The sequence below is a fragment of the Micromonospora sp. NPDC048935 genome (genome assembly GCF_043197875.1).
Taxonomy (GTDB): domain Bacteria; phylum Actinomycetota; class Actinomycetes; order Mycobacteriales; family Micromonosporaceae; genus Micromonospora.
Genome location: NZ_JBICTZ010000016.1, coordinates 106,892 through 127,472, shown reverse-complemented (window position 1 = coordinate 127,472; position 20,581 = coordinate 106,892). Strand labels below are relative to the sequence as shown.

At 73.4% G+C, this 20,581-nt stretch carries 19 protein-coding genes; 11 read left to right on the top strand and 8 right to left on the bottom strand.

The window, feature by feature from the left end; genetic code table 11:
• Positions 1-2: 2 nt before the first annotated feature.
• From ACGFIW_RS31400 to ACGFIW_RS31390, 3 genes are all read right to left on the bottom strand, one after another.
• Positions 3-950: an ROK family glucokinase gene (locus ACGFIW_RS31400; RefSeq protein ID WP_393323520.1), complete on the bottom strand. Its 948-nt coding sequence runs from the start codon at positions 948-950 to the stop codon at positions 3-5.
• Positions 951-1,021: 71 nt separating this feature from the next.
• The gene (locus ACGFIW_RS31395) at positions 1,022-1,726 is read right to left on the bottom strand and encodes a hypothetical protein (protein ID WP_393323518.1); all 705 of its coding nucleotides are present in this window, start codon (positions 1,724-1,726) and stop codon (positions 1,022-1,024) included.
• Positions 1,727-1,757: 31 nt separating this feature from the next.
• Positions 1,758-2,213 carry an SRPBCC family protein gene (locus ACGFIW_RS31390; RefSeq protein ID WP_393323515.1) on the bottom strand — a complete coding sequence of 152 codons (456 nt, stop codon included), beginning with the start codon at positions 2,211-2,213 and terminating at the stop codon, positions 1,758-1,760.
• A gap of 221 nt (positions 2,214-2,434) precedes the next feature.
• Between ACGFIW_RS31390 and ACGFIW_RS31385 the strand changes: the two genes are divergently transcribed.
• The 7 genes from ACGFIW_RS31385 to ACGFIW_RS31355 all read left to right on the top strand — a co-directional run bounded on the left by ACGFIW_RS31385 (position 2,435) and on the right by ACGFIW_RS31355 (position 10,765).
• Positions 2,435-4,249, top strand: coding sequence for an AMP-dependent synthetase/ligase (locus ACGFIW_RS31385; protein WP_393323513.1), 1,815 nt, complete (start codon positions 2,435-2,437; stop codon positions 4,247-4,249).
• Between the two features lie 14 nt (positions 4,250-4,263).
• On the top strand, positions 4,264-5,952 hold the full coding sequence (locus ACGFIW_RS31380; protein WP_393323510.1) for a GAF domain-containing sensor histidine kinase: 1,689 nt from the start codon (positions 4,264-4,266) through the stop codon (positions 5,950-5,952).
• A 7-nt stretch (positions 5,953-5,959) separates the two neighbouring features.
• Positions 5,960-6,628, top strand: a complete 669-nt coding sequence (locus ACGFIW_RS31375) for a response regulator transcription factor (protein WP_007072219.1) — start codon at positions 5,960-5,962, stop codon at positions 6,626-6,628.
• A gap of 187 nt (positions 6,629-6,815) precedes the next feature.
• Entirely contained in the window at positions 6,816-7,625 is an 810-nt protein-coding gene (locus ACGFIW_RS31370; protein ID WP_393323507.1) for an SAM-dependent methyltransferase, read from the top strand.
• Positions 7,626-7,704: 79 nt separating this feature from the next.
• Positions 7,705-9,363, top strand: a complete 1,659-nt coding sequence (locus ACGFIW_RS31365; RefSeq protein ID WP_393323571.1) for a putative bifunctional diguanylate cyclase/phosphodiesterase — start codon at positions 7,705-7,707, stop codon at positions 9,361-9,363.
• A 134-nt stretch (positions 9,364-9,497) separates the two neighbouring features.
• Positions 9,498-10,133 (top strand): TetR/AcrR family transcriptional regulator, encoded by a 636-nt coding sequence (locus ACGFIW_RS31360; RefSeq protein ID WP_393323504.1) that lies wholly within the window; start codon positions 9,498-9,500, stop codon positions 10,131-10,133.
• Positions 10,103-10,765: a lysophospholipid acyltransferase family protein gene (locus ACGFIW_RS31355; protein WP_393323501.1), complete on the top strand. Its 663-nt coding sequence runs from the start codon at positions 10,103-10,105 to the stop codon at positions 10,763-10,765. The genes ACGFIW_RS31360 and ACGFIW_RS31355 overlap by 31 nt, the downstream gene beginning before the upstream one ends.
• A 7-nt stretch (positions 10,766-10,772) precedes the next feature.
• On the opposite strand, the gene ACGFIW_RS31350 is transcribed toward ACGFIW_RS31355, so the two are convergent.
• The 5 genes from ACGFIW_RS31350 to ACGFIW_RS31330 all read right to left on the bottom strand — a co-directional run bounded on the left by ACGFIW_RS31350 (position 10,773) and on the right by ACGFIW_RS31330 (position 15,242).
• Positions 10,773-11,897 carry a glycosyltransferase family 4 protein gene (locus tag ACGFIW_RS31350; protein ID WP_393323498.1) on the bottom strand — a complete coding sequence of 375 codons (1,125 nt, stop codon included), beginning with the start codon at positions 11,895-11,897 and terminating at the stop codon, positions 10,773-10,775.
• Complete coding sequence (locus ACGFIW_RS31345) at positions 11,894-13,153, bottom strand: M48 family metallopeptidase (RefSeq protein ID WP_393323495.1); 1,260 nt, start codon at positions 13,151-13,153, stop codon at positions 11,894-11,896. The genes ACGFIW_RS31350 and ACGFIW_RS31345 overlap by 4 nt, the downstream gene beginning before the upstream one ends.
• On the bottom strand, positions 13,150-13,272 hold the full coding sequence (locus ACGFIW_RS31340; RefSeq protein WP_393323492.1) for a hypothetical protein: 123 nt from the start codon (positions 13,270-13,272) through the stop codon (positions 13,150-13,152). The genes ACGFIW_RS31345 and ACGFIW_RS31340 overlap by 4 nt, the downstream gene beginning before the upstream one ends.
• Positions 13,273-13,345: 73 nt before the next feature.
• Positions 13,346-13,564 (bottom strand): hypothetical protein, encoded by a 219-nt coding sequence (locus tag ACGFIW_RS31335; protein ID WP_393323489.1) that lies wholly within the window; start codon positions 13,562-13,564, stop codon positions 13,346-13,348.
• A 223-nt stretch (positions 13,565-13,787) separates the two neighbouring features.
• Positions 13,788-15,242 carry an NYN domain-containing protein gene (locus ACGFIW_RS31330; protein ID WP_393323486.1) on the bottom strand — a complete coding sequence of 485 codons (1,455 nt, stop codon included), beginning with the start codon at positions 15,240-15,242 and terminating at the stop codon, positions 13,788-13,790.
• 127 nt (positions 15,243-15,369) lie between these two features.
• Between ACGFIW_RS31330 and ACGFIW_RS31325 the strand changes: the two genes are divergently transcribed.
• The 4 genes from ACGFIW_RS31325 to ACGFIW_RS31310 all read left to right on the top strand — a co-directional run bounded on the left by ACGFIW_RS31325 (position 15,370) and on the right by ACGFIW_RS31310 (position 20,504).
• Positions 15,370-17,124, top strand: coding sequence for a DEDD exonuclease domain-containing protein (locus tag ACGFIW_RS31325; RefSeq protein ID WP_393323483.1), 1,755 nt, complete (start codon positions 15,370-15,372; stop codon positions 17,122-17,124).
• Between the two features lie 128 nt (positions 17,125-17,252).
• On the top strand, positions 17,253-19,043 hold the full coding sequence (locus ACGFIW_RS31320; RefSeq protein WP_393323569.1) for a RelA/SpoT family protein: 1,791 nt from the start codon (positions 17,253-17,255) through the stop codon (positions 19,041-19,043).
• A gap of 52 nt (positions 19,044-19,095) precedes the next feature.
• Complete coding sequence (locus ACGFIW_RS31315) at positions 19,096-19,638, top strand: NUDIX hydrolase (RefSeq protein ID WP_393323480.1); 543 nt, start codon at positions 19,096-19,098, stop codon at positions 19,636-19,638.
• Positions 19,635-20,504, top strand: coding sequence for an NDP-sugar synthase (locus ACGFIW_RS31310; protein WP_393323477.1), 870 nt, complete (start codon positions 19,635-19,637; stop codon positions 20,502-20,504). The genes ACGFIW_RS31315 and ACGFIW_RS31310 overlap by 4 nt, the downstream gene beginning before the upstream one ends.
• Positions 20,505-20,581 lie beyond the last annotated feature (77 nt).

Sequence of the window (20,581 nt, the reverse complement as noted above, 5' to 3'; positions counted from 1 at the left end):
CCTCAGATCCGGCGGGCCAGGTCGGCGGCGCCGATCACCCCGGCGCTGTTGCCGAGTTCGGCCGGCAGCACCTCGGCCACCGGCAGGCGACCGCGCTGGGCGAGCGCGTCGAGGTACGAGCGGCGTGTCGGACCGAGCAGCAGGTCACCGGCGTCGATCACACCGCCACCGACCACCAGGGTCTGCGGGTCGAGGATCTGCGCCATGTCGGCCAGACTCGTGCCCAGCCACCGGCCGATCTGGGCGAACGCCTCAGCGGAGACGGGGTCACCACCCTGCGCGGCGGCGGTCACCATGTGACCGGTGATCGCCTCGGCCTCGCCGCCGGCCAGGTCCAGCAGGGCGGCGGCCCGGTCGGGCTCCTGTCGGGCGCCGGCTCGGGCGAAGCGCACCAGGGCGCTGCCGCTGGCGTACTGCTCGATGCAGCCCAGCCGGCCGCAGCCGCACTGGTGCCCGTCCGGCACGGCCAGCATGTGGCCCAGCTCCGCGGCGATGCCGTGGGCGCCCCGCATCAGCTCCCCGCCGAGGACGACGCCGCCGCCCACGCCGGTGCCGATGGTGAACATGATCATGGAGTCGTCGGCGTCGCGGGCCGCGCCGTAGCGGAACTCGGCCCAGGCGGCCACGTTTCCGTCGTTCTCCACGATCACGGGGAGGCCGACGGCCGTGCTGACGTACTCGCGCAGCGGTTCGTCCCGCCAGGCGAGGTTGGGAGCGAAGAGCACGGTCGAGCGGCTGGCGTCGATCCAGCCGGCCGCGCCGATGCCGACGGCCTCGATCGTCCGCCCCGCCGTCAACTCGCCGACCAGCTCGATGATGACGTCGCGGGTCTTGCCGACGTCATCGGCGGGGGTGTCCCGTCGGCTCTGCACGAGGACCGTGCCGGTGTCGTCCACGACACCGCCAGCCACCTTCGTGCCACCGACGTCGACTCCGATGGTCAGCGTCACCGCTGCCGCTCCCCTCTGCTGTCCGACCCGGGTTCCGGCGGCCTGCCGGTCCGGGTCGGGATGTCCCGCGCTCAGGCGCCGTCGCCCGGTGCCTGCGCACCGGTGCCGTCCGGCACCCGCGACGCGGGCACCGCGGGACGAGTGGTCGGTGCCGGTACGGTCGCCGGCCCGGCGTCGTCGACGGGTGGTGCGGCGGCCGGGGCGAGTGGGTCCGCCGTCCGGGTGGCGACCGACCAGACATCCCGCTCCGGCGCCGGCTGAGAATCATGCCCGGTACGGGTGGCATCGCGCCACACGTGGTTGTCGCCGGCCGCGGTGGACGGGTCGCCGGGGGCCGGCTCCGGAACCACGTCGTCGGTGTTCGGGGCGGCTGCCGACGGTGGCGCGGAGGTCGGCGCGGAGGTCGGCCACGACGCGCTCGTCGCGGGCGGCTCCGCCGGGGAGAACGCGCGGAGCAGGCTGGCGACGCCCGCCGCGAGGTCACCGGCACCGGTCGCGAGGCGTTCGGCGAATTCCGGACTCGGGTCACGCAACGCGGCGATGCCCCGACAGACCGGGCAGACGCAGCATTCGGCCGATCCGGTGGCGAAAGCACCGCCGGTGCCGGGCCGGCCCTCCGGGTCGGCACTGTGACCGAGGACACCGGACAACACCGCACCCAGCGAGTTGAGCGCGCCGCCCGCCGAGCCGGCGGAGGCCAGTCGTGCCCCCGCGAGCAGGGTGGCGACCAGCCGCTCCGCCTCTTCCCGGGCCGAACCCGGATCCGTTCCGCCCACAGTTGGCTCCTCTACCGTGCCACCGGACCCGTCACTGCGCCGCACCAGTTGCTTCTACCCGGCGCTTGAGCTGCTTCAACGCGGTGTCCATGATCATCTTCTCGGCTTTGCGCCGAAACATTCCGAGCATTCCCACCGACAGGTCGACCTCCAGCGTGTAGGTCACCGTCGTAGTCCCGTCCGGGTTGCCCACCAGGTCGTACGAGCCGCGCTGGGACTTCTGCATCTTCGAGGGGGCGACCAGGTGCCACTCGATCCGGGAGAGATCCTCGGCGTAGGCGTAGGCGAGCACGTACTCGTCGGCCATCACCCCGGCGTCGATCGTGAAGCGCACCTGGCTGGCGTAGCCGTCCTCGTACTCCTCGACGACCTCGGCGCGGCGCACCGCCTCGGTCCACTCCGGGTAGCGCGCGAAGTCGCAGATGACCGCCGTCACCCGATCCGGTGCGGCGCCGATGATGATCGACTGGGTGGAGGAGTCCGCCATGGGGGGAGGCTACCCGGCGGGCCCCGCCCGCACGCCGCGCCGCCCCCGCCAGCACCGGGTGGCGGAGATCGGCGTCCCACCCCGCGCCGTACGCCCACCACGGCGAGGCGCGACCGCCCCTCCTGCCTGTCCCACCCGCGCCGCCCTGCGGGTAGGTTTCGACACAGCCGTCGCCGCAGGGCGGCGGCCGGCCCGGCCAGTGCGAGCACGAAGGAGTGCAGGTGCGCGAGTTCTCCGTCCCGCCGATCGTCACCGTTGGCGACGCGGCCAACCTCACCGATCCGGTGTGGGACAACGCCGAGGCCGCGCCCGACACCGTCCAGTTCGCCCGCCCCGTCCCCGGTGCCGAGGGCACCGCCACCGCCTGGGCCGACGTGACCTGCCGGCAGTTCCGCGACGAGGTCGCCGCGGTGGCCGGTGGGCTGATCGCCGCCGGCATCCAACCGGGTGCCCGGGTCGGGCTGATGAGCCGCACCCGGTACGAGTGGACGCTGCTGGACTACGCCATCTGGACCATCGGCGCGGTCACCGTGCCGATCTACGAGACGTCCAGCGCCGAGCAGGCCGCGTGGATCATCGAGGACTCCAACGCGGTCGCCGTCGTGGTGGAGACCGACGCGCACGCCGCCCTGATCGCCGACGTCCGACACCGGCTGCCGGAGCTGACCCAGGTCTGGCAGATCGACCTCGGTGCGGTCGACGAGCTGGTCAAGGCCGGTGCCACGGTCGAGCTGGCCGAGGTCGAGCGGCGACGCAAGGCGGTCCGCGCCAACGACCTGGCCACGATCATCTACACCAGCGGGACCACCGGCCGGCCCAAGGGTTGCGTGCTCACCCACCGCAACATGTACGCCGACATCGCCAACGCGGTGCCGGTGCTGCCCAACCTGTTCAACGCCGGCGCGTCCACCCTGCTCTTCCTCCCGCTGGCGCACGCCTTCGCCCGGCTGATCCAGATCGGCGTCGTGCAGGCGCGGGCCACCATGGCGCACTGCGCCGACACCAAGAACCTGGTCGCCGAGTTGCAGGCGTTCCGGCCGACCTTCGTGCTCTCCGTACCCCGGGTGTTCGAGAAGGTCTACAACGCGGCCAAGCAGAAGGCCGAGGCAGACGGCAAGGCCGGCATCTTCGCCCGCGCCGAGCAGGTCGCCGTCGCGTACAGCGAGGCTCTGGAAACCCCCGGCGGGCCGGGCCTGGCGCTGCGCGCCCAGCACGTGGTCTTCGACCGGTTGGTCTACGGCAAGCTGCGGGCCGCGCTCGGCGGGCGGTGCCGCGACGCCATCTCCGGCGGCGCGCCGCTCGGCGCCCGGCTCGGTCACTTCTTCCGGGGCATCGGCGTGACGGTCCTGGAGGGTTACGGCCTGACCGAGACCGCGCCCGCCGCCGCCGCGAACCTGCCGAGCGGCACCCGGATCGGCACCGTCGGCCGCCCGCTGCCCGGCGTGACCGTGCGGATCGAGGACGACGGCGAGATCCTGATCTCCGGCGAGCTGGTCTTCCAGGGTTACTGGCGCAACGAGACGGCGACCGCCGAGGCGATCAGCGACGACGGGTGGTTCCGCACCGGCGACCTGGGGCACCTCGACTCCGACGGCTACCTGAGCATCACCGGGCGCAAGAAGGAGTTGATCGTCACCGCCAGCGGCAAGAACGTCGCCCCGGCGGTGCTGGAGGACCTGGTCCGGGCGCACCCGTTGATCAGCCAGTGTGTCGTCGTCGGTGACCGCAAGCCGTTCATCGCGGCGCTGGTCACCGTCGACGAGGAGGCGCTGCCGGCCTGGCTGGAAGGTGTCGGGATACCCGCCGACACCCCCGCCGAGCAACTGCGCGAGCACGAGGCCCTGCGCAGGGAGATCCAGGCCGCGATCGACACCGCGAACCAGGCCGTCTCCAAGGCCGAGGCGATCAAGATGTTCCGGGTCCTGCCACACGACTTCAGCGAGGCGACCGGCGAGCTGACCCCGTCGCTGAAGGTCAAGCGCCAGGTCGTCCACAAGACGTACGCGGCGGAAATCGCCGACATCTACCAAGGCTGACTACCATCCGTCACGTGCCCGCATCCACGACCACCGCACCGCACCCGCATCCCCTCGCCGCGGCCGCCCGCCTGGTGATGCTGGCGCTGATCGCCGTCCTGACCCTCTTCGCCACCCGCGACGTCACCCAACTGTGGTGGATCGCGCTGCTGGCGGTGGCCGGGCTCCCGTCCCTGCTGGCGCCGCAGCACCCGCTGATCGCGCCGCTGAGCCGGGTGGCCGAGGTGGTGGTGCTGGGCCTGGCCGCGAGCCAGGTGGCCGCGGTGGCGTCGATCGGCACGGTGGACGGGCTCGGCGCCTCGGCGGTGCTGCCCTACCTGGCGGTCCCGGTGACCGTCACCGCGCTGCGCCGCCGCTTCCGCGAAGGTGCCGCCCTGCTCGCGGTCAGCGCCGCCACCCTGCTGGTCAGCGGTGCGCTGACCGAGGTCGACGGAGGGGTCCAGCTCGGCCAACCTGGTTACCTGGCGGTCTGCGCGCAGTGGCTGATCCTGGCGGCGCTGGGCCTCTACGCCGCCGGCACCCTGCACCGGGTAATGGCGGTCCGCGGCGAGGGCAAACCCCAGCCGTACGCCGAGGCGACCCGACTGCTCACCCAACTACGGACCGTGGCCCGCCAGTTGCCCGGCGCCACCCTGGACCCGGGCGGCATCTCCGAGCACCTACTGGAGGAGTTGCGCACGGTGGCCCGGGCCGACCGGGGCGCGGTGCTGTCGGCCAGCGGCGGCGGTCGGCTCGTGGTGCTCGCCCAGGCCGGCGTCGACCGGGTGGACTGGGAGACGACGCTGGACGCGGACTCGGCGATCGCCGACGCCTGGGCCAGCCAGCAGGCCACCACCGCCGCCCGGTCGCAGTCGCGCTCGCACCGGGGCGCGGACGTGTCCGCGCTCATCGTTCCGCTGGTCGCCGGGGTGCGCACGGTGGGTCTGGTGGTGCTGGAGGCGGACGCCGCGCACGCGTACCCGCCGCCGGTGGTGTCCCGGGTGACCGCGCTGACCCGCCCGGCCGCGCTGCGGCTGGAGGCGGCGCTGCTGTTCGACGAGGTGCGCTCGCTGGCCACCAACGAGGAACGGCAGCGGCTGGCCCGGGAGATCCACGACGGGGTGGCGCAGGAGCTGGTGATGGTCGGCTACGGCATCGACAACGCCATGGCCACCGTCTTCGACGACGCCGACGAGACCGCCGAGGCCCTGCGTACGCTGCGCGGCGAGGTGACCCGGGTGATCCAGGAGCTGCGGCTGAGCCTCTTCGAGCTGCGCAGCGAGGTGGACCGGCAGGGCGGGCTGGCCGCGGCGATCGCCGAGTACGCGCGCACCGTGGGCGCCTCCGGCGGGCTGCGGGTGCACCTCTCGCTCGACGAGTCCACGGCCCGGCTGCCGGCCGCCACCGAGGCCGAGTTGCTGCGCATCGCGCAGGAGGCGGTGACCAACGCGCGCAAGCACGCCGGAGCGTCGAATCTGTGGGTCACGTGCGAGGTCGACCCCCCGTACGCGCAAATAGAAGTGTCGGATGACGGTCAGGGGATGGCTGACCAGCGCCCCGACGGACGGTACGGTCTTGCGATCATGGCCGAGAGGGCGGAACGTATCCGGGGCCGGTTGGAGATCAGGCCGCGGCAACCCAGCGGCACAACCGTGGCCGTGGTTGTCGGCACCTCGTCCCGCCGAGATAACGTGCGCGACAGCGCAGCACCAGAAGGGGAGTAACCCGAGGATGACCACAAGTCCGACACCGGCCACCCGCACCAAGGTCCTCCTTGTTGACGATCATGACCTGATTCGTAAGGGCCTGCGCCACGCCTTCGAGCGCGACCGGCAGTTCGAGGTCGTCGGTGAGGCCGCCACCGCGGCGGAGGGGGTGCGCCAGGCCGGCGCCCTACAGCCGGACGTGGTGATCATGGATCTGCGGCTGCCCGACGGCAGTGGCCTGGAGGCGACCCGCGCGCTGCGCAAGTCCAGTGCGTCGATGGGCATCGTGGTGCTGACCATGTACGCCGGCGACGACCAGCTCTTCGGCGCCCTGGAGGCCGGTGCGAGTGCCTTCGTGCCGAAGACCGCCCCGGCCGACGAGGTGGTGGCCGCCGCGCGGCACGCCGCCTCCTCCCCCAGCGCGTTCACGGCCGCCGATCTGGCCGAGGCGATGAAGCGCCGGCTCGCGCCGTCCGGCCCGCAGCTCTCTCCCCGGGAGGGGCAGGTGCTGCGGCTGCTCGCCGACGGGATGAGCGTGGCGGGCATCGCCAAGCAACTGTTCGTCAGCGAGTCCACGGCCAAGACGCACATCTCCAAGCTCTACGAGAAGCTCGGTGCGGCCAACCGGGCCCAGGCGCTGATGACCGCCCTGCGGCTCGGCCTGCTCGAGGCACCGGACGCGCCGAAGTTCTGATCTGTCCCCGCTGCGGTGGCGGGAGAGCACGACCGACGGTCCGCGCCAGCTTCGGCCGGCGCGGGCCGTCGCGCATCGACCGACGTCGGCGGGCAACCTCCCGCGCGCTATGGTCTGGCGTGCGGGGCGGGTGCACAATACCCGCGCGGGCGACGACGCCCGCGACGCGGACTCAAGGGGTGAACGCATGCAGCGGCCAGACTGGGCACCCGACACCATCGACATCGAGCGCCCGAGTGTCGCGCGGATGTACGACTACTACCTCGGTGGCTCGCACAACTTCGCCGCGGACCGCGCGACGGCGCAGGCGATGGTCGCGGCGGTGCCGGAGGCGCCGCTGATGGCCCAGGCCAACCGGGCGTTCCTGCGCCGCGCCGTGCACCACCTCTCCGAGGCGGGGGTCCGGCAGTTCCTGGACATCGGCTCGGGCATCCCGACCGTCGGCAACGTGCACGAGATCGCCCAGCGGCTCGACCCGCAGTCGCGGGTGGTCTATGTGGACGTCGACCCGGTGGCGGTGGCGCACAGCCGGGAGATCCTCGCCGGCAACGACCGGGCGGTGGTGGTGCAGGAGGACCTGCGGCGCCCGGAGGCGATCCTGGCCCACCCGGAGGTCCGCAAGCTGCTCGACCTGAGCCAACCGGTGGCCGTGATGGTCGTGGCCGTCCTGCACTTCGTCTCGGATGACGACCGACCGGCCGAGCTGCTGCGGACGCTGCGCGACGCCCTGGCACCCGGCAGCTATCTGGTGCTGTCACAGGCCAGCGACGACGGGCGCAGCGACGACGAACGCGCCGAGGCCGAACGGGTCTACCGGCGCACCGACAACCCCCTGTGGATACGCAGTCGGGCCGAGTTGACCGCGCTCTTCGACGGGTTCGAGCTGCTCGACCCGGGCGTGGTGTGGGTGCCCCAGTGGCGACCCGACACACCGGAGAGCGCGGAGGACGCCGAGCGCGCGGTCTTCATGGGCGGCGTCGGGCGACTCGGTGGCTGACGCGCCCGAGGCCGCCTCCCGCCCGGGCACATTCGCCCGGGCGTGGGCGAAGGCGGTCTCCGGCACCAGCTACCTTCCGATGACCCAGGCCCAGTTGGAGACCCTGCTGGACCGGCTCACCGGCCAACTGGCCGGCGCGCTGCTCACGGAGCCGTTCGACCTGCGGGCCGGGCACCGGGTCGGTGCCGAGTTGGTCGCCGCGCACATCGCCTCCGCGGAGGGGCTGGGTCGTACGGTGGAGGTCATCCAGCTTCGGTTCGTGCGCGACCTCGGGTTGGTGGCCGAGGACGTCGAGGACCGGCTGGCCCGGCTGCTGGCGGCCGTGGCGACCGGCTACGCCCGCGCGCTGCGCGACCGCACCCTCGACGAGCAGGAGTCGATCCGCCGGGCCGCGATGAGGGCCCGGACGCAGGCCGAGCGGGCGCTGCGCGCCAGCGAGGCCCGGTTCCGGCATCAGGCCACCCATGATCCGCTCACCGGTCTGCCCAACCGGACGCTGTTCACCGAACGGCTCACCGCGGCCCTCAACGAGCCCGGCCGGGGTGCGCGGCGGGTCGGGGTGTTCTTCCTCGACCTGGACCGCTTCAAGGTCGTCAACGACACGCTGGGTCATCAGGTCGGTGACCAACTGCTGGTCACGGTCGCCGAACGTCTGTGCAAGGCCATGGGTGAGCACCTGGTGGCCCGCCTCGGCGGGGACGAGTTCGTGATCCTGGTGGAGAGCAGCGGCGGCACCGACGACATGGCGGCGTTGGCCGAGACCGCGCTGGCCGCGGTGCGGACACCGGCGCTTGTCGACGGGCACGAGCTGCAGATCTCGGCGAGCATCGGCATCGTGGAGCGCCCGGTGGCCGGCGCCAACCCCAGTGACCTGATGCGGGCCGCGGACAGCACCCTGCACTGGGCGAAGTCCGCGGGCGGTGCGCGCTGGGCGCTCTACGACGCCGAGCGCAACCAACGCGAGCTGGCCCGGTACGCGCTCTCCGCGGCCATCCCGGCCGCGCTGGAGCGGGGTGAGTTCTATCTGGACTACCAGCCGCTGACCTCCCTTCGCGACGGCAGCCTGGTCGGCGTCGAGGCGCTGGTCCGCTGGCGCCACCCGGAGCTGGGGGTGCTGCGTCCGGACAGCTTCATCGGGTTGGCCGAGGAGACCGGCCTGATCGTCCAACTCGGCGGTTGGGTGCTGGCCGAGGCGTGCCGCGAGGCGGAGGCCTGGTCGGCCGGCAACGCCGCCGCACCGTTCGTCAGCGTCAACCTGGCGGTACGGCAGGTGCACCGGCCTGGTCTGGTGCAGGAGGTTCGCGCACTGCTGCGGCAGACCGGCCTGCCGCCGGAGCGGCTCCAACTGGAGATCACCGAGAGCACGATGATGAGCACCGCCGAGGAGCCGGTACGCGCCCTGCGGGTGCTGGCCGACCTCGGGGTGCGGATCGCCATCGACGACTTCGGCACCGGCTACAGCAACCTGGCGTACCTGCGGGACCTGCCGGTGACCGAGCTGAAGGTCGCCGGGGAGTTCGTGGCCGGCCTCCGGTCGCCGTCGGTCGGCCGCACCGACGAGCGGATCCTGGCCTCGCTGGTCTCGCTGGCACACGCGTTGGACCTGACGGTCACCGCCGAGGGCGTGGAGACCGCCGGGCAGGCCGAGCGCCTACGGGCGATCGGCTGCGACGCCGGCCAGGGCTGGCACTTCGGGCGCCCGGCCCCCGCCGACCGGATCCTGGCCCGCATCCGCTGAATTTCCCACGCATGACCCACTCGTCGTCACCGACGTCGGGGGATCCCCGGCGTCACACTGCCCCGACGTCAGGAGACCGGACTGGAGCACCGCCGGAGGTAGACACCGTCTACGGCGGCTGGTAGACAGTGTCGGTGAGCGCGGACGAGACGGGGCTGCGGGCGCACCTGGTGGCTGTCGGGGTGGACCTGGTGCTGCGGGAGGGCCAGTCGGCGGTGTCCCTGCGGGAGATCGCCCGCCGTGCCGGGGTCTCCCACGGCGCACCGCGCCGCTACTTCCCCACCCACGTCGACCTGCTCTCCGCCATCGCCCGGGAGGGCTTCGCCCACCTCACCGCCCGGGTCGAGCGAACGTTGCACGACGTCGACGCGGACCCGCGTACCCGATTGACCGCACTGGCCCGGACGTACCTGGACTTCGCGGCGGCCCACCGCGGCATGTTCGAGCTGATGTTCCGCCACGACCTGCTGGACAGCGGCCGGCTGCGGCTGCGCGAGACGAGCCTGCCGCTGTTCACCGTCCTGGCCGACCTGGTGGCGCAGGTGCGTCGGCCCACCGACGCGCCCGCCGCGGTGCTCGCCGGCGCGCTCTGGGCAAACCTGCACGGCATCGCCCAACTCTGGGCCTGGGGCAGCCTGCCGCTGGCCACCGGCGCCACCGACGACGACAGCCTGCTGCGCGCCGCGCTGGAGGCCCACCTCGGCCCGGCGCGAGCCGGACACTCGACCCCGGAGGACACGTGCCCCTGCTGTACGACGTCGCCAAACTGACAGTCGGCACCGCGATGCGGGTGGGCTGGCGGCCCCGCGTGCAAGGGCTGGAGCATCTGCCCCGGCACGGCGGCGCGATCCTCGCCGGCAACCATCTGTCCGTCGCCGACGAATGGTTTCTCGTCACCTCGACGCCCCGACACGTCACCTTCTGGGCGAAGGTCGAATACTTCAACGGCGGCGGACCGGGCGGCTGGCTCAACCGGCGGATCGTCGCCGGCATGGGGGCCATCCCGGTCAACCGCGCCGACGGCCGGGCCGCCCTGCGCGCCCTCGACGCCGCCGTGCCGGTGCTGCGCGCCGGTGGCCTGGTCGCCATCTATCCGGAGGGCACCCGGTCCCCGGACGGGCGGCTCTACCGGGGCCGCGTCGGCATGACCCGGCTGGCCCGCGACGCCGGGGTGCCGATCATTCCGGTCGGCGTGCTCGGCACCGCCGAGGTGCTGCCGGTCGACGCGCGGCTGCCCCGTCGACACCCGGTCACCCTGCGATTCGGACCGCCGATCCCGGTCGCCGAGCGGATCCACGGGCCACGCGACATCCGGACGGTCACCGACGAGGTGATGGCGGAGATCCAGAAGCTCACCGGCCAGGAGTACGTGCCGCACTACGCGCCGGCCCGGGAGAGCTGAACGGCGATCAGCCGGCGAGCAGCGCCGCCATCCGTTCCGCCTGCGCCTCCCAGCGCCACTCCCGCTCCACCCACGCCCGACCGGCGGCGCCCAGTTGGCGGGCCAGGTCCCGGTCGGCGAGCAGCCGGGCGACCCGGTCGGCGAGTTGGGCCACGTCCCGCCCGCGGACGACGTAGCCGGTCTCCCCCTCGCGGACCGCGTCCGGTGCGCCCCCGGAGTCGCCGGCCACCACCGGCAGGCCGGTCGCGGACGCCTCCAGGTAGACGATGCCCAGCCCCTCCACGTCGAGGCCGCGATTGCGGGTGCGGCACGGCATCGCGTAGACGTCGCCGGCCGCGTAGTGCGCCGGCAGCTCGGCCGAGGGCACCGAACCGGTGAACACCACGTCCCGTTCCACACCGGTCTGTCGGGCCAGCTTCTCCAGGGTCGCCCGGTACGGCCCGCCGCCCACGATCAGCAGCGCCGCGTCGGGCACCCGGCGGCGGATCTCCGGTAGTGCGCGGATCAGCATGTCCTGACCCTTGCGCGGCACCAGCCGGGACACGCAGACCACCACCGGCCGGTCGGTCAACCCGAGCCGAGCCCGGACCTGCTCACCGTCGACGGTCGGGTGGTAGGTGTCCACGTCGACCCCGGGCGCGAGGCGGCGCAGCTCGGTCACCCCGTCCAGCACGCGCGCCAACCGGGTGCGCGTGTACTCGCCCAGATAGGTGATGACGTCCGCCCCCCGACCGATGCGCCGCAGTGCCGGCCGGGCGGCCGGCAGCGCCGCCCAACCAACCTCGTGGCCGTGGGTCTGTGCCACCACCCGGCGGACGCCGGCCCGCCGACGCAGGCCGGCGGCGAGCAGCCCCAGCGGGGCCGCCGCACCGAACCACACCGTGTCGCAGTCGTACGCCCGCGCCAGCCGCGCCGCCCGGCGGGCGATCAACGGGGTGGGCAACAGCACCCGCGTGCGCTCCCGGATCACCTCGAACGGCTGGTCGGCGTCGAACTTCGCGGCCCCGCGCCAGCTCGACGCGTAGACGACCACCGAGCCGGCCGGTTGCCGCACCGCGAGGTTGTGCACGAAGGACTGGATGCCGCCCGGTCGGGGCGGAAAATCGTTGGTGATCAGCAGCGTGCGGTTCATCGGCCGGCCTCCCGGGCGTACGCGCGGGCGGCAGCCATCCGCTCGACGGTGGACGGATGCGTGGCCGAGTAGAGGTATTCCCAGCGCGGCGGATCGGGGTCGCCCAGGTTGACCGAACCGAGCCGACGCTGCATCGACTCGAAGGTCTCCGGGTCACGGGTCAGCGCGAGCGCGTGCGCGTCGGCGCGTGCCTCCACCCGTCGTGACATCAGCGCCTGCACCGGCGTGGCGACCAGCCCGGCGACCGTCACGAGGGCGACCAGCAACGGGAAGGCGCGTGGTTGGGCGACCGAGTCGACGCCGGCCAGTCGCAGCAGCGGCCCCCACGAGCCGAGCAGGTAGAGCGCCACCACGGCGGCAGCGGCACCCAGCGCCCCGGTCACCGTGCCCACCGCCACGTCGGAGTCCTTCGCGTGCCCCAACTCGTGCGCCACCACGGCTGTCACCTCGCCCGGGGTCGCCTCGCGCAGCAGCGTGTCGTAGACGACCACCCGCCGGGTCGGCCCGAGACCGGACACGTACGCGTTGACCGCCCTGGTGCGGCGGGAGGCGTCGGCGACGAGCACGTCGCGCACCGGCACCCCGTCGCGGGCGGCCATGCTCATCAGCTCGGTGCGCAGCGGGCCCTGCTCCATCGGGGTGAACCTGTTGAAGACCGGCTCCACCAGCACCGGCAGCACGAACGACAGCAGCACCACCAGCAGCGCCGCGCCCGCCGCCCCGAACGCCCACCACCAGCGTGGGGCGAACCGGATCACCGCGTAGAACCCGACAAGCGCCACCGCGCCGATCACCGCACTGACGGCGTACGACTTGAGCAGGTCGACCGCCCAGCCACTCCAGCCGTTGGTGCTCAGGCCGTAGCGGGTGAGCACGCTCTGGCGCCAGGCGGCGAACGGAAGCGTCACCAGGTCGGCGACCAGCACCACGGCCAGCCCGCCGAGCACCGCCTGCGCGGCCCAGTGCCCCCCGAACGGCCGGCCCACCAACTCGACCAGGCGGCTGCCCAGCGGGGTCAACCCGAGCGCCAGGGCGACCAGCAGCCCCACGGCGAGCGCGGCGTAACCGCCCGGGCGCAGCGCGGCCCGGAACTCCCGCCCCTTGGCCACCTGCGCGGCGGGCAGGTCACGCAGCGCGGCGAGCTGGTCGGCGCGGGGGGCCGGCGGTCGGTGCCACGGAATGAACAGCGCGGCGATCACGACAAGCGCGACGGCCAACCCGGCCAGCGACAGCAGCGCCCACCCACGCGGGGTCAACGGAACACCGCCGTGCGGCGCGCCTTCTCGCCGCCGCACACCGAGCCGCCACGCGTAGCGCCGGCGAGCGAGGCGCCGCCGAACACAGCTCCGTTGTCGTCCCGTCGTGTCCCGCTCATTGCGCCGCTCCTCCCGCCGTGACCGCTCATCCTATGGCCCGCGAGAAGCTCGCTTCCGGGCGCGGTGTCACGCTCAGGCGATGCGACGGACGGCCCGCTGGCGAGCCTCGCCGGGACGCTCTGGCGCGGCCAGCACCTCCACGTCGAAACCCGCCCGCGCGAACACCTCGATCGCCTGGACCTCGGCGGCGACCAGCCCGGCCGCCGGGGACGTCTCGTCGAACAGGGCGGCGAGCAGGCAGCCGGAACAGTCGTCGGCCTGCCTCGCGCACCCGTCGCAGTCGATGAGCATCGAGCCCTCCTGATCGCTCGCGACACACGGCCGGCGCGCCTTGTCGTCGCCGCCCGAGCACCGTCGGTGACATCGACGCTAACCACCGGGTACGACAGAAATGACGTCCGACCGGCCGTTTGGGGGCGAGATCGACTCCAGTTCCCTGAAATCGGGCCATCCCACGCGGCCGGACACCCCGATCTCATGAAAGCCGTGCCGATCGCGGCATCCGGGGGGTGTGTCAGGAGCGGGCGAGCCGCCGCAGCAGCGAGTCGGCGCCCAGCGGATAGGCGCCGTGTCGGCGTACCCCGTCGGCGACCTCGCGGTCCGACGAGACCACCACCACCGGCCGCCCCGACGGCTCGGCGCGGACCAGCCGGCGGATCAGCTCGTCGGCGGTCTCGCCCTTGCGGGAGAACAGCACCCGTACGCCGCGCGGCGCGGGCGGCAGCCCGTGCATCCGCTCGGCGCCGTCGAAGACCACGGTGACCTCGTCGCCGGTCTGCGCGGCGATCCCGCCCAGCCCGGTGATCAGGCGTTTGCGCTGCTGCTCCAGGGACATCTCGCCGAAGCCGCGCTTGGTGACGTTGTAGCCGTCCACCACGAGGTGCGCCCGGGGCAGGGCGAGCAGTTGGTCGAGCCGAGCCGGGTCGTCGGTGTCGCGGGCACGGGCGGCGGGGCTGGCCGGGGCGGTGCCCGGCTGCTCGGCGAACGCGTCGGCGACGAAGTCGGCGGGGAGTTTGTCGACCGGGTCGAGCGCCAACTCGCGGCGCAACCCGACGGCGGCCTGGCCGATGGTCTCCAGCAGCAGCCAGAGCCGTGCGTCGTCGACCGAGCGGGCCTCCTTGGCGGTGGCCCGGGCCACCCCGGCGGCGGCCTCCGCCTCGGCCAGCCGGGCGCGGGCGCGGCGCAGCTCGGCGTCCACGTCGGCGCTGGCACGCGCGGCCCGGCCGCGCTCGGTGGCCAGCAACTCCGTGGCCTTGCGCTCGCGGGCCTGGGTCTCCCGCAGTGCGCGGGCGACCTGCCGGGCCTCCTCCCGGAGCTGACCCAGCTCCTCGCGGACGCGGGCCAACTCGTCGCGGAGCTTGTCCGCCTCGACCCGCGCCACCGCCCGGTCGTGCTCGGCACGGGTGGCCCGCTGCTCGGCCTCGCGGACCAACTCGGCGACGACCGCGCTGTCCGCCTCGGCGCGGACGGCGGCACCGCTGGCGTCGATCAGCTCCCGCCAACCGCGCGGCCGGGCCAGGTAGGCCAGCGCGGCGACCTCGACCGGGTCGGCCGCGGCCGGGGCGGTGCCCTCGACGACGGCGGCACCGAGGTCGCCGGCGTCGGCCAGGACCCGGGCGGTGACCCGCTGTCGGAACAGTGGGTCGGCGGTGAGCTGGGCGGCGATGGCCGGCGCACCGAGGCGGGCGCGCCGGTTGGGGGCGAACTTGGCCACCCGGCGCAGGGGCACCGGCACCTCGTCGCCGGGCAGGGTGGGCAGCACCGCGGCGGTCAGCGTCACGATCCGCTGCCGGACCGGCTCGGGCAGCGTCGGCTCCGGCTCGACGGCCGGGCCGTCGACCTGCGCGGTCGGGTCGAGTGCGCCGGATGTCGCGCTGACTACGTTGTCGTCCGGGTTGCCCACGTCACCGTCGAGCGCGACCGGATCCTCCTGCGGGAGGTGGTCGTCGTGCGGCTCGGTGAGGGGCATGTGGCAAGTCTCCCACCGCGACCGGGCCCACCGCCCGGTGAGTGAGCCGATCTCTCATCCTAGCCCCATGGTGACTGGTGGGACGGCTGCGACGGGAGTGTCGGACCGTGGCGCTAGCGTGCCGACGATGGCACAGGCGGAGTACGTCCAGGAATCACTTGCCGGTTTCGACCCGGCGGTGGGCGGGGTGGACCCGGCGCTGCCGCTCTACGCGACCACCTTCGTGGTGGTCGACCTGGAGACCACCGGCGGCGCGCCGGACGGCGGCGGCATCACCGAGATCGGCGCGGTCCGGGTGCGCGGTGGCGAGCAGTTGGGCGTGCTCGCCACCCTGGTCAACCCGGGGCAGCCCATCCCGCCGTTCATCACCGTGCTGACCGGCATCACCCAGGCGATGCTGGTGCCGGCGCCGCCGATCGAGCAGGTGCTGCCGAGCTTCCTGGAGTTCATCGCCGACGCGGTGCTGGTGGCCCACAACGCCCCGTACGACGTGGGCTTCCTCAAGGCCGCCTGCGCCAAGCACGGCTACCGCTGGCCCAACCCGCGCGTGTTGGACACTGCGGCGCTGGCCCGCCGGGTGCTGACCCGCGACGAGGTGCCCAACCGCAAGCTCGGCACCCTGGCGGCCTACTTCCGCACCGCCACCCAGCCGACCCACCGCGCCCTCGACGACGCGTTGGCGACAGTCGACGTGCTGCACGGGCTGATCGGTCGGCTCGGCGGGCACCGGGTGGACACGGTCGGCGACGCCATCGAGTTCGCCCGGGCGGTCACCCCGACGCAACGGCGCAAACGGCACCTGGCCGACGGGTTGCCCAAGGTCCCCGGGGTCTACGTCTTCCGGGCCGCCGACGACCGTCCGCTCTACGTGGGCACCTCCGTCGACATCGCCACCCGGGTGCGCAGCTACTTCACCGCCGGTGAGAAGCGCGCGCGGATCTCCGAGATGCTCGCGGCGGCCGAGCGGGTCGAGGCGGTGGAGTGCGCGCACTCGTTGGAGGCGGAGGTCCGCGAGCTGCGGTTGATCGCCGCGCACGCCCCGCCGTACAACCGACGGTCGAAATATCCGGAACGGATGGTCTGGCTCAAGCTGACCGACGGTCCCTATCCTCGGCTCTCGATCGTCCGTGACCTGTCCCCCACCGACACCGCGTACCTCGGGCCGTTCACCTCCCGGCGGGCCGCGGAGCTGGCCGCCGCCGGTTTCCACGACGCCGTGCCGCTGCGCCAGTGCACGCACCGGCTCTCGCTGCGCACCGTCACGCCGGCCTGCGCGCTGGCCGAGCTGGGTCGCTGCCCGGCACCCTGCGAGCACCGGATCACCCCCGAGGAGTACGACGACAGCGCGGCCCGTCCCTTCCGCACCGCCACGACGAGTGACCCGCAGCCGGTGGTGGACGCGCTGCTCGCCCGGATCGACGTGCTCTCGGCCGACCAGCGCTACGAGGAGGCCGCCGTGGTGCGCTTCCGGCTGGCGGCGGTGCTGCGGGCCACCGTGCGGATGCAGCGGCTGGCCGCGCTCACCGGGATCGTCGAGTTGGCCGCGGCCCGCCCGGCCGCCCGGGGTGGCTGGGAGTTGGCGCTGGTGCGGCACGGCCGGCTGGCCGGCGCGGGGGTGTCCCCGCCCGGGGCGCACCCGCGGCCCACGCTGACCGCCATCCGGGCCACTGCCGAGACGGTGGCGGGCGGGCACGGCCCGGTGCCGGCGGCCACCGCCGAGGAGTCCGAGCGGATCCTGTCCTGGTTGGAACGACCGGAGACCCGACTTGTCGAGATGTCCTCCGGTTGGTCCTCGCCGGTCAGAGGCGCGGCCCGGTTTCGTGACCTGCTGGCAAAGGCCGACAACGGCGGGTCCCACCAACTCTCGACCGAACGCTCATGACCAACTGACCGATCGGACTACGTCTACTCGCTTAGGCTGTTAAGGAAGTGCAGTCCTGCCCGATTCGTGGGCCTGCTCCCTGTCGCCGGCCGCCGGCGTCGCGGAGCCGGGGTGAGGAGGTGTCCCTCGTGGACGTCGACGCCGGACACGGCGCCGCCCTGGGGGGCGCCCTGCCGACACAGCCGGGCGAGCTGCCGCTCACCCGCCGGCTGCGGTCGCTGCTCAGCTGGCCGACCACCGACTCCGACCCGGTCACCCACCTGGTGCGCACCCACCGGGGCATCCACGCGGGCACCGACCCCGCCGTGCTGCGCCGCGCGTACACGATCGCGGAAAACATGCACCGCGGGCAGTTCCGCAAGAGCGGCGAGCCGTACATCACCCACCCTCTCGCGGTGGCGCAGATCTGCGCCGAGCTGGGCATGGACACCACCACCCTGGTCGCGGCGCTGCTGCACGACACCGTGGAGGACACCCGCTACACCCTCCAGGCGCTCTCCGAGGACTTCGGCGGCGAGGTGGCCCACCTGGTCGACGGGGTGACCAAGTTCGACAAGGCGTTCTACGGCAAGGCCGCCGAGGCCGAGACGATCCGCAAGATGATCGTGGCGGCCGCCAAGGACGTCCGGGTGCTGATCATCAAACTGGCCGATCGGCTGCACAACATGCGCACCCTCGGGGTGCGCTCCGCGTCCTCGCGGGAACGCATCGCCCGCAAGACCCAGGAGGTGCTGGTCCCGCTCTGTGACCGGCTGGGCATCCAGACCCTCAAGCGAGAGCTGGACGACGTGGTGCTGCTGCACCTGGAGCCCGACGAGCACGCCCGGCTGGCCCGGCACGTGCACGACCGGCCGGGCTGGGACACGTACCTCGACGCGGTGGTCACCCGTGCCCGGGTCGCGCTCAAGCGCAGTCGGGTCGACGCCGTGGTGAGCCCCCGCCCCCGGCACCTCTACTCGATCTGGAAGGACACCATCGCCGGCGGCCACACCGCCCCGTTCGACCTGCCCCGCATCGTGGTGGTGGTCGACGGCCCGGCCACCGACTGTTACGCCGCCCTGGGCGCGGTCCACGGCACATGGCGTCCCGTGCCCGGCCGTTTCAAGGACTTCATCGCCTCACCGAAGAACAACCTCTACCGGTCGCTGCACACAAGCGTCTGCGGCCCCCAGGACCGCACCGTCGAGGTGCTGATCCGCACCGAGGAGATGCACCGCTCCGCCGAGTACGGCATCGCCGCCGACTTCCGCTTCCCCCAGTCGGGTCGGGGCAGCGCGGCGGCCCGCGCCGAGCAGTTGGACTGGCTGCGCCGCGTGCTCGACTGGGAGCCGGACGCCGCCGACCCGGCGCAGTTCTACGAGTCGCTGCGCTGCGACCTCGCCGATGGCCAGATCCAGGTCTTCGCCGACGGGCGGCAGGTCGTGCTGCCGGGCGGCGCCACCCCTGTCGACCTCGCGTACGAGCTGGGCAACGAGCGGGGCGACCACTGTCTCGCCGCGCGGATCAACGGTCGGCTCGCCCCACTGAGCTCGGAGCTGGACGAGGGCGACGTGGTGGAGATCTTCACCGAGAACGACGGCGACAACGGTCTCGAGGCCGGTGCGTCGCGGGGCCCCCGTCGGGAGTGGCTGAGCTTCGTCAAGTCGCCGCACGCGCAGATGCAGATCAACAGGTGGTTCGCCGAGCACACCGAGCCGGGCATCACGATCAGCGACAAGGTCCGCCTCGGCCGGGCCACCATCGGGCTCGCCCTGCGTCAGCACAACCGGGGCCTCGCCAGCGACCTGCCGCTGTTGCGCCTCTCCGAGGAGTTGGGCTATCCCGACCTGGAGACCCTGCTGGTCGCGGTCTTCGACCGGGTGATCGAACCGGACACCGTCGTACGCCAGCTCATCGACCTGGTCGACCATCGACAGTGACCCTGGCGGCCCAGCGCGTCCGAGGGACATTCGCGACCACTAGCCTGGGAGCATGATCCCCCGTTCCCGTGCCACCGGTCGGGCCGTCTTCTACCAGGCTTTCTACCGGCTGCCGCTGCCGGTGCGTCGGCGCCTGGTCAAGCTGGCGATGCCCAAGTACATCGTCGGTGCGGTCACCCTGGTCCGCGATTCCGAGGCGACGGGCGCGGGCCGGCTGCTGATGCTGCGCCAGCCACCCGGCAAGGGCTGGTCGCTGCCCGCCGGCCTCCTGGACCGGGGCGAACCCCCGGTGGTGGGTGCGGCCCGCGAGCTGTTCGAGGAATCCGGTGTCCGACTCCCCCCGTCCCGGTTACGCCCGGCGGTGCCGAACGCGATCGTGCATGCCAAGGGCTGGGTGGACATGGTCTTCGAGACGGAGGTGCCGGCGTCGGGCACCAAGCTGGCGGTCGACGGCGCGGAGGTCTTCGAGGCCGCCTGGCACCCCCTGGACGACCTGCCCAAGCTGACCTGGCCGACCGCCCGGCTGCTCGCCTACTACGACATCGGGCCGCTGGCCGGGCAGTTCCCGCCCCCGATCCCCGACGACCTGCCGTGACCGGCGGGGCTGCCGTGCCGGCCGAGGTGTGCGCGGTGGTGCTCGCCGCAGGCGAGGGCACCCGGTTGCGCCCGCTCACCGAGCGGGTGCCCAAGGCCCTCTGCCCGGTGGGCAACGTGCCGCTGCTGGATCGGGCGTTGGCCCGGGTGGCGGGGCTCGGCCTGGCCGGCCCCGACCGGGTCGCGGTCAATGCCTGCTACCTCGGCGACCAGGTGGTCGCGCACGTTGGCGACCGCGCCCACGTGTCCGTCGAGCCGGGCGATCCGCTGGGCACCGCGGGCGGGGTGGCCAACCTGCGGGACTGGATCGACGGGCGGCCGGTGCTGGTCGGCAACGCCGACGCGTACCTCGCCGACCCGGCCGCCGCGCCGGGCCCGGACGTGGCCGCCCTGCTCGACGGGTGGGACGGCCACACCGTACGCCTGCTCGGCCAGTCCGCCGCGGACCCGGCGGCACCGGGCACCTTCTCCGGGCACTGTTTCACCGGCTTCTCGTTGCTGCCCTGGCGGCTCGTCCGCGATCTGCCGGTCGTCCTCTCCGACCTGGTCCGCGCCCTCTGGCGCCCGGCGGAGGCGGCGGGTGCCCTGGAGGTGGTGCCCTACCGGGGCACCTTCTACGACACCGGCACCCCCGCCGACTACCTGGCGGCCAACCTGCACGCCGCCGCCGGCGGCGTCCTCGTCGACAGGTCCGCCACGGTGACCGGTCGTTGCGTGGAGTCCGTCGTCGGCGCGGGCGCGCGGGTGGACGGCGACGTGTGCCGCACCGTGGTGTGGCCGGGTGCGGTCGTGCCGGACGGCGAGCGGTTGTGCGGCGTGATCCGGACCGCGGACGGCAGCACCGTCACGGCCACCGCACACGGCTGACCGGCCACGGCCCACAGCGCCGGGCTGGCCCACAGCTCGGTCCAATGACCGGTGGGGCGGCAACGACGACGGCCAGG

Excerpts from the sequence above, each read along its gene's own strand:
- ACGFIW_RS31330 (WP_393323486.1), bottom strand. The coding sequence starts at position 15,242 with ATGCCCCTCACCGAGCCGCACGACGACCACCTCCCGCAGGAGGATCCG.
- ACGFIW_RS31340 (WP_393323492.1), bottom strand. The coding sequence starts at position 13,272 with ATGAGCGGGACACGACGGGACGACAACGGAGCTGTGTTCGGCGGCGCC.
- ACGFIW_RS31335 (WP_393323489.1), bottom strand. The coding sequence starts at position 13,564 with ATGCTCATCGACTGCGACGGGTGCGCGAGGCAGGCCGACGACTGTTCC.
- ACGFIW_RS31315 (WP_393323480.1), top strand. The coding sequence starts at position 19,096 with ATGATCCCCCGTTCCCGTGCCACCGGTCGGGCCGTCTTCTACCAGGCT.
- ACGFIW_RS31350 (WP_393323498.1), bottom strand. The coding sequence starts at position 11,897 with ATGAACCGCACGCTGCTGATCACCAACGATTTTCCGCCCCGACCGGGC.
- ACGFIW_RS31325 (WP_393323483.1), top strand. The coding sequence starts at position 15,370 with ATGGCACAGGCGGAGTACGTCCAGGAATCACTTGCCGGTTTCGACCCG.
- ACGFIW_RS31375 (WP_007072219.1), top strand. The coding sequence starts at position 5,960 with ATGACCACAAGTCCGACACCGGCCACCCGCACCAAGGTCCTCCTTGTT.
- ACGFIW_RS31370 (WP_393323507.1), top strand. The coding sequence starts at position 6,816 with ATGCAGCGGCCAGACTGGGCACCCGACACCATCGACATCGAGCGCCCG.
- ACGFIW_RS31365 (WP_393323571.1), top strand. The coding sequence starts at position 7,705 with ATGACCCAGGCCCAGTTGGAGACCCTGCTGGACCGGCTCACCGGCCAA.
- ACGFIW_RS31390 (WP_393323515.1), bottom strand. The coding sequence starts at position 2,213 with ATGGCGGACTCCTCCACCCAGTCGATCATCATCGGCGCCGCACCGGAT.